The organism is Amycolatopsis ponsaeliensis, assembly GCF_030182635.1.
GTDB classification, from domain to species: domain Bacteria; phylum Actinomycetota; class Actinomycetes; order Mycobacteriales; family Pseudonocardiaceae; genus Amycolatopsis; species Amycolatopsis ponsaeliensis.
In genome coordinates this window covers 82,646-94,652 of record NZ_JAPZLD010000044.1, presented here as the reverse complement: position 1 = coordinate 94,652, position 12,007 = coordinate 82,646, and the positions used below count along the sequence as shown (strand labels likewise).

Annotated in this window: 9 protein-coding genes and 2 pseudogenes; 4 read left to right on the top strand and 7 right to left on the bottom strand. The window is 69.0% G+C overall.

What is annotated here, in order from left to right:
* Nucleotides 1-251 precede the first annotated feature (251 nt).
* Nucleotides 252-470, bottom strand: coding sequence for a hypothetical protein (locus QQ657_RS44060; RefSeq protein ID WP_284748333.1), 219 nt, complete (start codon nucleotides 468-470; stop codon nucleotides 252-254).
* A 104-nt stretch (nucleotides 471-574) separates the two neighbouring features.
* Between QQ657_RS44060 and QQ657_RS44055 the strand changes: the two genes are divergently transcribed.
* Entirely contained in the window at nucleotides 575-1,816 is a 1,242-nt protein-coding gene (locus tag QQ657_RS44055) for a WD40 repeat domain-containing protein (RefSeq protein ID WP_350310753.1), read from the top strand.
* Nucleotides 1,817-2,052, top strand: a pseudogene (locus QQ657_RS44050) (hypothetical protein).
* Nucleotides 2,053-2,093: 41 nt separating this feature from the next.
* On the opposite strand, the gene QQ657_RS44045 reads toward QQ657_RS44050, so the two are convergent.
* From QQ657_RS44045 to QQ657_RS44025, 6 genes and pseudogenes are all read right to left on the bottom strand, one after another.
* Complete coding sequence (locus QQ657_RS44045; RefSeq protein WP_284748331.1) at nucleotides 2,094-3,248, bottom strand: hypothetical protein; 1,155 nt, start codon at nucleotides 3,246-3,248, stop codon at nucleotides 2,094-2,096.
* A 3-nt stretch (nucleotides 3,249-3,251) separates the two neighbouring features.
* The gene (locus tag QQ657_RS44040; RefSeq protein ID WP_284748330.1) at nucleotides 3,252-5,786 is read right to left on the bottom strand and encodes a type II secretion system protein GspG; all 2,535 of its coding nucleotides are present in this window, start codon (nucleotides 5,784-5,786) and stop codon (nucleotides 3,252-3,254) included.
* A gap of 262 nt (nucleotides 5,787-6,048) precedes the next feature.
* Nucleotides 6,049-6,351, bottom strand: coding sequence for a PaaX family transcriptional regulator C-terminal domain-containing protein (locus tag QQ657_RS44035; RefSeq protein WP_284748329.1), 303 nt, complete (start codon nucleotides 6,349-6,351; stop codon nucleotides 6,049-6,051).
* Nucleotides 6,352-6,453: 102 nt separating this feature from the next.
* Nucleotides 6,454-6,525: pseudogene (locus QQ657_RS56860) on the bottom strand (PaaX family transcriptional regulator C-terminal domain-containing protein); the annotation flags it as partial.
* 83 nt (nucleotides 6,526-6,608) lie between these two features.
* Nucleotides 6,609-6,827, bottom strand: coding sequence for a hypothetical protein (locus tag QQ657_RS44030; protein ID WP_284748328.1), 219 nt, complete (start codon nucleotides 6,825-6,827; stop codon nucleotides 6,609-6,611).
* A gap of 69 nt (nucleotides 6,828-6,896) precedes the next feature.
* A complete protein-coding gene (locus tag QQ657_RS44025) occupies nucleotides 6,897-10,769 on the bottom strand; it encodes an nSTAND1 domain-containing NTPase (RefSeq protein ID WP_284748327.1) in 3,873 nt (1,290 codons plus the stop codon).
* Between the two features lie 245 nt (nucleotides 10,770-11,014).
* Here QQ657_RS44025 and QQ657_RS44020 point away from each other — a divergent pair, with 245 nt between their 5' ends.
* Together QQ657_RS44020 and QQ657_RS44015 are read left to right on the top strand one after the other, a co-directional pair.
* The gene (locus QQ657_RS44020) at nucleotides 11,015-11,371 is read left to right on the top strand and encodes a hypothetical protein (RefSeq protein ID WP_284748326.1); all 357 of its coding nucleotides are present in this window, start codon (nucleotides 11,015-11,017) and stop codon (nucleotides 11,369-11,371) included.
* 131 nt (nucleotides 11,372-11,502) lie between these two features.
* Nucleotides 11,503-11,904, top strand: a complete 402-nt coding sequence (locus tag QQ657_RS44015; RefSeq protein WP_284748325.1) for a hypothetical protein — start codon at nucleotides 11,503-11,505, stop codon at nucleotides 11,902-11,904.
* The last annotated feature ends 103 nt before the right edge of the window (nucleotides 11,905-12,007 follow it).

Genomic DNA, 12,007 nt, shown 5'->3' with positions numbered 1-12,007 from the left:
GACCAGCGAGGACATGCTCGTGCGGGTCATCTCAGTTGATCCGTATCTCGCCCTGCATCAGGCCGGGTTGCTGTGAACCAGTGGACTCAACTCACCCTGACACGCAGGGGGCGGCGAAGCGCAGTCGATCCATGCTCCGGCCGACAGCCCGACGAGAAGGAACGCGACATGCTCGGCTGCGGTAAGCAGGCCCATCTCAACCCGCCTCCGCACGGTGAAGCCCGACCAGAACAAGGACAACCATGTCGCGCTCACCGTTCTGCATCAGTGTCCACAGCGTCCGATTCCCCGCGGTACGGGCCCGTGGATTCCGCCGATGTTTCAAAGCGCAGGTCGCTTCCAGCAGCACGATCCCCACGGCCAGGCCTGACCGTCGACCACGCCGACCGGCCCAGCACGACCAGCTTGCCGATCTCGGCCACCACGGGCCGGACCAGCAGTGCTGCCGTCATCCACTCGACCATCCCCATCGCCGCCTCCTGATGTCGGTCAGTCGATCCTCCGCGACGCCGCGGCCGGGTTTACGCTCGTGAACGAACGTTGACCGGTATCGCCCAGTTCGTACGCTGGGATCGTGGGAGTACTGAGAAGAGCGGTGACCCCGCCAGGCCCGATCACCGTCTTGTTCGACCGCCTGCATGAACTCCACCTTCAGGCCGGCGAGCCCGGCCTGCGCCGGATCGCCGGCGATATCGGCACCGGTGTCCTCAGCCACGCCACCGTGCACAACACCTTCGCGGGACCGCGCGTACCCAAATGGGGATATCTCGAGCTCATCGTCGAGGCACTCGGCGGGGACACCTCCCAGTTCCACAGGTTGTGGCTCGCAGCACGACAGGCCGAGAGAGTCGGCCAGGCAGCTCCGGCGACAGGCCCGGCCGCACCTCCGCCAACACCGGATGCGACAACTTGGTCCTGCACGAGCATCCTGACCGGGCACGACTGCGAGGTGACCGGGGTGGCGTTCGGCCCGAACGGCCGGCTGGTGGCGACGGTGAGCGCGGACATGTCCGTCCGGCTGTGGAGCACCCACGACGGGACGCCACACGGTGAGCCGATGAGCGGTCATCGCGGTCCCGTCTGGGGCGTCGCCTTCAGCCCGACCGGTCGCGTCCTCGCCACCGCCAGCGTGGACACCACCGTCCGCTTGTGGGACCCGGCCACGACCACCGCCCTGCCGGTCCCTCCCCTCGAGCACGACGGCTATGCGGTCGCCGTCGCGTTCAGCTTGCACGGCCGCGCACTCATCACCGGCGGCGGTGACACCCTCGTGCGGGTGTGGGACATCACCGGCGAGCCCTCCCTCGGTTCGGTCCTGACCGGCCACACCGGTGCGATCAACGACCTCGCGGTCAGCCCCCGCGGCTGGATCGCCTCCGCGGACACCGACGGCGACGTGCGGCTGCGGCACGCAGGCGATCGGGAACCGGTCGACGTGCACCTCGCCGGGCACTCCTCGTCCATGGCGTGCGTGGCGTTCAGCCCCGACGGGCGCACGCTGGCCGCCGGAGCCGACGACGGCACGGTCCACGTGTGGACCACCGCGACCAAGCAGGCCGTGCGGGAACCGTGGACGGCACACGACAGCCCCGTCTGGGGCCTCGCGTTCCTCGAGCCCGGCACCCTGATCACAGCCGGCCGCGACCACACCGCACGTCTGTGGGACTGGGCGACCGGCGTCCCGATCGGCCCGCCGCTGTCGGGCCATGAGGACGCGTTGACCCAGGTAGCGGTAAACCAGGCAGGCACGATGCTGGCAACGGCAAGCGACGACGGCACGGCCCGCCTCTGGACGCCGACTCCGACACTCCCGTGACTGGTCCTGTCTCGCCGACGGCTACTGCGTCCCGCCGAGTGCACCACCGGGGAGTGGCTCACCGCCGAGCGGAACGGCAGCGCCGCCTCATCGGGCTGACTCCCATCCGGCCCGGCGTCGTCGCGCTCATGCTCTGGTCCGGCGGCGAAGTCGTCGAACACCTTCGGACCACCGAAGCCGAGGCCTGCGCGACCGCACACCGGTGGATCTCGAAGCTGCCGTTCTTGCCCGGCTGATCGATTCGGTTTCCCGGAAGTCGGATGTGTGCCGCCGAGGCTCAGTGGGCCAGCGCCGCCCGGGCGAAGCCGCTCAGCGCCGTCGCGGCTTCCTGCGCGCTCGCCGCTGCCTGGGTCGCCGTGCTCAGCCCCGACACGAACCGGCTGATCGCGACGCCCGCCTCCACCGCTCCCTCGGCTGCCAGCGCCGCGCCGGCGGTCGCGCCCGGGACCACGGCCGCCGCCAGGAGGGCCACCGCCAGCAGGCCCACCACCCCCGCTGCCCCGTAGGCGAGCACGCGCATGGTGTCGCGGTCGAACGTCGGCTCGTGCTTGTTCCACACCGGGACAAGTTCCGGCAGGAGCTGCGGCCCCGTGCGCTGGTTGTTGTGGCGCCGCACGGCTTCGGTGATGTCCGCGAGGACGGCGGGCGGCAGGAGGCGGGAGCCGACGTCGGCCGCCTTCACCTCCTGGATGTGGTAGATGACCAGGCCGTCCTCGCCTCGGCCCGCCTCGTCGGCGAACGTCGGCTCGTAGCAGATCCACTGGTAGGTGCGGCCGCCCTTTTCGTCGGTGCCCGGCAGCAGCGGGCAGACCCGCAAGGCCGGCCGCCACGGCGACCCGAGCACCTGGATGTCCCGGACCGGGGGCGAGTGGTGTTCGGCCAGTGCCTCCGCCCGGAGTTCACCCAGCGCGAAGGGCACGACTTGGGTGCGCAGCTGCCGGATCTTGTCGTCCAGTTCCTTGCGGGTGCTCGCGCGGGTCGGCACGGTGCCGACTTCGACGAGTTCGATGCGCGCCGGGTCGACGTTGTCGGTGATCCCGCACATGTCGGGCTTGCGGAAGCCCCCGGCGAACTTGATGAGGTCGGCGAGCAGTTCCGTGGTGAGGGTGCCGTCGCGGTACGCCTTGCGGAACTGCGCCATCTTGCCCGTGCTGATCGGGTTCGTGAAATCGCTCCGCAGGTATTTGAAGATCGCCGCGATCGCCGGCGAATGCTGTTCGGCCTCGTAGGAGGTGAACAGGAAGTCGAGCTGCCAAGTCACGGCGGTGCCGATGGTCCCGTACCGGGCGCGGAACGCGGGGCCGAACTGCTCCCTGACGAACAGTTCCGCGGCGGTGTACTCGAACGGGGTCGGCCCGGCCCGCCGCACGTCGAAGGTGCCTTCGCACGGCAGGCGGCCGAGGCTCCTGCCGATGCTGTCCGAATCGGCCACCGGTCAGTCCGCCGGGTCGCCGAGCGCGATGTCGAGGCCGCTGGACGGCGTGTACTCGAACCAGCTGGCCACGAGGTTCCCCTCGGCCTCGGTGCTGATCTCGGCGTTGTCGCCGTCGCCGCCCGGCTGTCCGTCGGCACCGAGCGAGCGCAGCAGGAACGGCGCCGTCCGCCCCGGCGATTCGTAGAGGTAGGGCTTGTTCCAAGGATCCTTGAGCGGGAGCGGGAGCGGGCCCGGCAGCACGGCGAGCCCCTGGGCCGTCGTCGGGTAGTACTCGGGCTCCGCGGGCGCGCCCGTCCAGCCCGGGAACTTCCGCCGCTTGGCCGCCTCGGCGAACGCCTCCAGGGCGCGGATGACGACCTGCATGTCTTCCCACGCCTTCTGCTGGCGTTCGGAGACCAACGGCCGGGTCCGGGCCCGCACGTCCGGGTTCGCCGGCGGGATCCCCGCGTAGTTCGTCCGGGAGAAGAACTGCATCTCCTGCGCCAGCGTCACGTACGGCGGCCGCGGCGCGGTGCCGGGCTGGGGCAGCGAGCCCGTTTCCATCAGCGTCGCGAAGTCGACCTCGAATCCGGGCCGGATCGGCAGGGCGACTCTCGCCGCGCCCGCGCGCAGGAAGTCGCGGCGGGTCGGGTCCGGGTGCCAGAGGAACTGCTTGAGGTCGCCGAGGGCCTGCGAGCCCCAGAAGTACGGGTAGAGGAAGTACAGGACGTTCTCCCATTCGACGGCCTGGTGCAGGAACTTCACGAACTCGCCGAACTCACGGACCTTGCCCCAGTCGTCCGCGGACATCGGGGAGAGCGACGACGAGTCCCGGACCGCGTCGAGCACCTGCTCGATGTCGTTCGGCGTCACATCGAACGCGGGGCCGAAGAGCCACTGCAGCGTGCGCTTCATGACCTCCTCACGCTCCGCTCGCCGGAGCGTGAGCGTGTCGTCCCGGTCGATGGCGGCCTGCAGCCGTTCCCGGGTGTCGCGCAGTGCTTGCTGCGTCGCGTAGTACTGCTGTTCGGCGGCGTCGCGGAGCTTGGCCCAGGTCGTCGCCTGCCAGTTCGCGAACGCGTCGTCGGTCAGGTCGAGGTGGTAGGCCAGGCGGAAACCCGCCCAGCTGATGTTGCGGTGGACGTACTGGATCGAGATGTGTCCCGCCTTGCCGTCCAGGTGCGCCAGTTTCGAGGAGTAGTGCCCCTTGATTTCCGGTCCCTGCGGCACCCCGGACACGACCCCGGATTCGTCGCCGACCACGTCGAACTGGGCGAGGTCCGCGGGCTGCCAGCCGTAGTAGTTGACCTCGAACAGCTCGGGCCGGAAGACGTAGCCCTCTTTGAGGTCGAACTGCCAGGACTGGAAGCGGCGCTTGATCGCCTCGCCCTCGTCGATGAACGCGGGGAACTCGAACGTGAGGTCGGGCTGGAGCAGGCGGGCGGGCGGTGGCGGATCGACCGTGACGCCGTACTTGGCGGCGTAGCCCGCCCAGTTCTCCCGGGTGAGCCCGGTGACGGGCACGTCGTCGAAGCTGAACACGCCGGAGAGCCGCTGCTCCACCGCGGCCAGGTCGAGCACCGGCTTGCGGAGGTTGGCACCGGGGTCCGGGACGACGAGGTCGTAGGTCATCCGCAGGCCGTAGCGGATCAGGTCGACGCGCCACTTCCGCATCATGCGGTAGTAGTCGATCCGGACGGGCTGGTTGCTCGGGTTCTCCAGCTGCCGGGCGGCGATGTCTTCGGTGCCACCGCGAGTTTCCACGCGCAGCGACACCTTGTGCTCCTTGCGGGCGCGCGCGGACGACTTCCGGGTCTTCTCCAGCGCGTCCTTGGTGCTCGTCGTGCGCGTGTCCCGTTCGGACTGGGCGGAGGAGAGGTTGAGGCTCGTTGTCAGGGAAACCGGGCCGTAGCTCCCGGTCGCCGTGACCCCGAAGTTCGTCGCGCTGTCCCGCTGGTTTTCGGACTCGCTGCTCATCGCGACGTCGTGCTTTTCGGCGACGCCTTCCTCGCTGTAGGACTCGAAGGAGTCGGTGACGATGTTCTCGAACTCGGTGCTGTGCGTCGACCATTCCTTGTGGCTCACGGTGACTTTTTCATGCGGGGCCATCGGAATGGTCGCCACCAGTTCACCCCGCTCGAGCCCGGCCGGCGCCATCTCGATCCGCTCGAGGTGCAGCCACGCCACCGGTTCGACCTGCCGCCGCTCGTCGAACCGGTCGATCAGGACGGCGAGTCCGGGATCGGCTCGCAGGTCCTGCACCGCCCGCGCGACCGCGACCAGGTCGTCGGCCGGTGTCCGGCCCGCCAGCGCGGCCGCGGCGGGTGCCGACGCCGGCTCCCCGGCCGCGGCGCCGGCGAGGCGGACCGCGCCGTCCGGCAGCCCGGCGGCGGCCAAGCTCGACGCTTCGCCGGAGGAAAGCTTGAGGTCGCGGGCGAACGCCAGTTTGTCGAAAGCGGTGGGTTCGGCGCGTTCCGCGGTGGAACCGGACGGTGTCATGATCCGGCTGTAGGTCGCCTTGAGCACGGTACGCGAAGAATTGATGATCTCGTCCACTCCGAACCTGCTTCCGCCAATGCCGGTCTTTGTTCGAACCTTCGCACCGGCTTTTCGCGGAAACAGGTGGTGAGCGGACGTACGGTGGTGTCGTCTTCCCCGCCCATTGGGGCAGCGAGACGTCCCCGTCGGGCGGGCAATACCGCACCCAGGCAATGGCGCGGGCCCGCTCCGAACGACACCTGGTGACGCGCCTCCGGTCGGTCCAAGCGCAACTCCGATGTCTCCGGCGGTGACCGTCACGGTGGGAACGGAACGCCGGTCAGCCGTCCACAATGGACCCGAGTAGTTTCCCGGTCAGCTTCCGGGCCGGGCGGGCCCAGTGGTGGCGCAGCTCGGCGAACAACGCCGCGGCACGGACTCCAGGCCAGTCCTCCGGCAGGAGCGCGGGCGGGAGGACCGGGTCGCGGCGGATCAGCCATTCCGCTCCCGGCCGGACGCGGCGGGACAAGTCGTCGAGGTCGGCGAAGGCCCCGCCCGTCCAGCGGCGGAGAAACCGGGTGTAACCGTCGGCGATCCCGGCCAGGTCCCAGGCTTCCCCGGCGATGCGCGCGGGTCGGTCCACAGGAAGGATTCGGCGCGGAACGCCTCGGCGTGGTCGCGCCGCCGAATCGTCCTGCGCCGACGGCGAAACCCAGAGTCCGCTGCGCAACGCCCCGAAGCCGAATCAGCCCAGCCGGGTCCGCAGCGCGTGCCGGTCCGCGCGGCGGCTCTCCGGCACCGAGAACGTCAGCAGCGTCCACCGGCCGTCTCAGTGCCGGTCGACGACCTCGCCCTCGAGCTTGCGCTGCCCATCGCGCAGCACCTCGGTGCCGTGCGCGGTCAGCCCGAGAACCGCCTGGCGGCCACGGCGTTCCGTGCGGAGCAGGCCACGGTGCCCATCCGGCCGAGCGTCGCCCCGGTCGCGTGTTCACCGACGCCGAGGCGGCCGAGCACGCCGAGGACACCGCCGGTCGCCACGACCGTCCCGCGGTCCAGCACGTAGTCGCCGGTTTGCCATCCGATAGCTGGGAGTCCCAGTGCGACAGCATGGACGGACAACAGCGAAGGCAACGAACCGTCCCCGAAATTCCGTGAGCGGTCGTAGACCGGCTCGACTGACGCGGCCCGTCAGGGCCTTCCGGCCTGATGGCGTTCTTCGGGAGTGAGTTCCCTGGTGACGTGGCGGTCTGCCCGCGCGAGGACCTCTGCGATGGAGCCACATGCGGGACATCGCCAGATTCGGATCGTGCCGTCGTCGTGGGCGGTGACGTATCGACCATCGGCGAGCGAAGCGACCTCCGATGCTGCGGAACGGAACCCGTTGAGCACCAGCGGCTCACCGGAACTGGTCAGCGTCCGGATTCGAACGGTGGCGTCAATGCCGACGGTAACCAGGTGGCGACCGTCTTGGCTGAAAGCCACACTTCGGACAGCGCCCTGGTGGCGGCCGCGTGACGTGACCGGGGCAGCGCCGTTGGCTGTGTTCGCGAGATTCCAGATGTGGACGGCGCCGTTGTCATCCCCGCTGGCCAAGTATGTCCCGTCCCGGCTGAAAGCCAGCGCCTGGATCCGGCTGGACAAGCCGGGCAATGTCCTGAGGCTGCCGCGGATCGTGAGGTCCCACAGCAGGATGACGTCGCTCACGGTCGCTGCGATGTAGCGTCCGTCGGAGCTCCAGGCAACACGGTGCGGCGTCTGGGATGGCGCACCACCGGGAAGCGGTTCTGGAACCGGTTGAGCCGACGAGTCTTCCGGTGTGCTCCACACGTAGGGAATGTTCCCCTGGGTGAAACCGGCGAGCCGGTTGCCGTCGGGACTGAAGGCCAGCCGCAGTACCGGCAGACCGGGTAGTGGCTCACTCAGCCGAGTCGGCGCGGCAGGAGCGCCGGTCTTCCAGACATTGATGGTGCCGTCGCCGTAGACCGCGGCGACTTGTCGTCCGGTGGGGCTGACGGCGACATGAACCACTGGTCTGGTGTTGCCGGCCAGCACGATCGGTTCGCGGCTACCGGATATCTCCCATACGCGGACCGTCCCATCCTGCCCCCCGCTGACCACCAGGCGCCCATCCAGGCTGGAGGCGATGCTGCCAACCGGACCTTCGTTCATCGGGCGCCCGTACGGGATGAGTTCGACGGGATCGGGACGTCCTTGATGACCGCGCAGCACGATCAGGTCATCGACCGAGTCGACGTCCCATGCCTTGACCGTCCCGTCGTCGGCCACGCTGGCGACGGACTTTCCATCGGGGCTGAACGCGACAGACCAGACAGCGCCGCGGTGGCCCCGCAACACCGTCGGACCGGCAGCGTGGTCGGCGTCCCAGATTTCCACCGCGCTGTCGTTGCCGGCGCTGGCGATCGAGTGCCCGTCGGGGCTGTAGGCAATGTCGAGGATGCCGCCTCCATTGCGGCCGAGCACCACTGAGTCCGGCGGATGGGCGAGGTCCCACACCCTCACCGCGCCGTCGGCGCCCGCCGACGCCAGGTGGAGGCCGTCGGGGCTGAACGCCACCGCGTCCACCGGGCCCTCGTGCCTCCGGAACACAGCCGGACTTCCGCCATCGGCGAGGCTCCAGAGCCGGACTGTGCCGTCCTCTCCGCCGCTGGCCAGCCACTTCCCGTCACGGCTGAACGCCACGCCGAAGACCCATCCGTCGTGGCCGTGGAGCACCCTTGGCGGGTCGTTGCCGGCTGCGTTCCACAACCGGACAGTACCGTCGTGACTGCCGCTGGCCACCTGTTGGCCGTCCGCACTGAGTGCGATCTTGTTCAGCCAAATCAGGTCTTCTGCAGGGTGGACGGCCAGCGGTTGTGCCTGGCCGGCCAGGACCCGCTCCCAGTCCCAAACACGCACGCCGTCATCGCCGAACGCTGCGATCCGGCGGCCGTCCGCGCTGAACACCGGCCGCACCAGCGATGACCCGGTGGCGCGCAGTGTCTGCCTTCTGCTCCCCACGCTGTGTTCGGCGTCCCAGGCTCGCACCTGGAGCGTGCCACCGGCATCACCGGCATCACTGGCGACGAGATGCTTCCCGTCCGGGCTGAAAACCGCACCGGCGAAGGGGCCTCGTTCCCTGAACTTCGTCTGGGTGCTGTTTTCCATCAGCGTGGTACGGATGTGCGAGTCGGTGGTCGCCTGCCGGAGCACGGCTTCGCTGTCATCGGACGGCGCTATCGTGTAGGCCTCACGGGCCAGCAGCAAGCCGAGTTCGGGAGCGATCTGCAGTTGTGCACGGGCGTCGGCGACCAACTGCTGGCCCACCGCCAGTTTCCTCTGGTCATCGGCTCGAGCAGCCATCACCAGCGCGACCAGTGCGAGAACGGTCATGATGGCGATGGCGGAGCTCAAGCCACCGATGGCGAACCGGATCCGGCGCCGCCTGGCCAGGCGGTCCCGCTCTGCGGCATCTCGGCTGGCAGTGAGGAACGCCCGCTCCTTGTCGTTGAGCCGTCCGGTCGGGCGCCCTTCCCACGTGTCGAGGCGCGCTCCTCGATACAGCAAGCCGACGTCCCACTCGTGACACCCCCACTCGGCGGCTGCTTCGGTAAGCCGCCGGTGCATCCGGTGCCCGTCACGGTCTTCGGCCAGCCAGGTGCGCAAGCGTGGCCAGTGCCGGATCAGGGCCTCGTGCGCGATCTCGACGCTGTCGTCCCCGAGAGTGATCAACCGTGCCCGAGCCAGCGTTTCCAGGACCGCGACAGTGGCGGCGTCGTCGAGGTCGAATTCACCCGGTGTGATTCGGCGTTTGGTGTCTTCGGTTCCCTCGCCCAGGGCTGTGAGGCGCAGGAAGACCTGCTGGGCGATGGGCTGTTGATCGGTGCCGAGACCCTGGTAGGTAGCTTCGGCGCTGCGGGCCAGCGCGTGCTCGATACCGCCGACCGCCTCATAGCCTGCGACGGTCATGAGCGTGCCTTGCCGACGCAGCCACGTCTGCAGGAGGGCATGCGAGACCAGCGGCAGGATCCCGGCTTGGCGCGTGGCGTCTCCGACCAGACGTGCGACGAGGGCCGTTTCCAGCCGGCATCCGGCCTGCTCGGCGGGCCCGACGATTGCCCGGCGTAGCTCGTCGTTGCTCATCGGGCCGACCAGTACCTGCGCGTCGTTCAGCACCGACACCAGACCGTGATGGCGCCCGCAGTGCGCGAGAAAGTCCGCCCGGACACCGAGGACCACTCTGGTCCGGCTGGTCGGTTCGGTTGCGGCGGTCACCAGCGCGTCGATGAACCGCACTCGCTGCGACTCGTCGCAACACAGGGTGAAAAGCTCTTCGAACTGGTCGACGATCAGCACCACGTCGTTATCGGCGGCGGTGCCGGCCACAGCTTGACGGATCCGCAAATGAAGATTGCGAGGATCTTCGAAAAACTCGTCTCGCAGCTCTCCCGGTGATTGGCCGAGGAACCGGGCCAAGTGGACCGCACATTCCTCCATCGGGCGTTCTCCGGGAGTGAATACCACGACCGGAGCGTTGTCCTTTTCGCGCTCGGAGGTCAGGTGTGCAGCGAGGCCCGCGCGAAGCACCGAGGACTTGCCACATCCGGAGGGACCGAAAACTCCGAGAAACCGGTGCCGGCTCACCCTGCAGACCAGGTCTCTGACCATTTCAGCCCGGCCGAAGAAACGGTCGGCGTCCTCCAGTTCGAAGGCGGCCAAGCCCAGATACGGCGCCTGACCCTGGTCGCTCGTATCGGACGGTTCAGCGTCGGCGGCGGCCAGTTCAGCCGCCGTCGCTCGCCACCGTGCCGCCCATTCGGCGGTGTCGCCGCCGCAGGCAGCAACATAGGCCACGGTGACCGACAGGGTGGGCAGCTTGCGTCCACCGGCCGCCTCCGACAGCGCAGCCGCGGAGTAATGCGCGCGTGCACCGAGCTCCCGATACGTTGGGCGCTCGGCCTCTTCGCGCAATTTCCGCAGGTCACGGGCGAACTGTGTCACCACGCCGTCCCCGCCCTCCAGCGGTCGCTCGCCACGCGGCACCGCCACCACCTCCGGCGCCATTGTTCAGCGACCGTTGTACAGAGTCCAGTGTCCGACACTGAACAACCTGCACGGGCTACACAGGCATGGCAACGACCGTCCGCGAAGAGCAGAACAACCTGCACCAGTCCACAGCCGCAGCCGTCGAATCGTTGGCACACACGCCGAAGCGCGCATCGATCGAACTGCAGCCGAATGGAAGGGGTGCGACGGCCAAACAACTTCGCGGTTCGTCAATCGCCACACTATTCAGCAAAGGGGAAGCCATGAGAACCACCGTGAAGCGCTGGCAGAAGGTGACGGTCGCGGGTGCCGTCGCAGCGTTGGGGATGACGCTGATGTCGACAGCACCCGCCGACGCCCTCGGCGCGCGGAACGTCAGCCGCTCCTGCGGCACCAACTACATCGCCAGCGGCGGCGGCGGGGGTAACTTCTGGGCGCAAACGACCAAGGTCAGCGGCACGTGCGAGGGCACCCTCTCCGTCGCGCTGCAGTCGCGGGACGGCTACATCTCGCCCCGGGTCTACGGCAGCAACACGCAGGCGTTCACCCGGATCTACAACATCGACGCGATTCGCGGCCTGCACTGGGGCTGCAACAGCTGCAACGTGTCGGTGACGTGACGCCGGCCTCGTCAGCCTGCGCCGTGACCGCGGCCGCCCTGGCCGCTCTGGCCGTCGCGGGCTGCGCCGGGGCCGGCGCAGGCGGACGGGGTCCGGCCGCACCGGTCAGCGCCGCAGACTACCGCGCCGCCGTGACCAGGTTCCTGGACTGCATGCGGGGGCACGGCTACCACACGCTCGGCCCGGTTGTCAGCCCACTCGACCAGCGCCTGCTGATGCGGGACGTCCTCCCGCCGCACGACGGGTGGCCCGACGTGTTCAACGCGCGGCTCGCGGCCTGCGACCGGGAAGCCAACCTGGGTAACGTTGAGCCGGCTTACTTCGCGGCCCACCCAGGAGCACTGGATCCCCGACTACGGGACGACGCTGTCGCATGTCTGCGACGACAGGGCATCACGGCACGAGGAGGAGAAACGGACTACGGCGACTACCACGAGCAGGCCCGGGTCGGACCCGATTTCAACGACTGCCTCACGGCGGCCACGAAAGCGGAGTTCCCCGACCTGCCGGGGGCGATTACGATCTTTTACTGAGGTCGTCAGCGGCGGGCTGCATCTGTCGTGGCCGGCAGCATTTGCCCAGTCTGGCTGGATCCCTCTCCGACGATCCTACGGATCGTCGGAGAGGGGATCGGCG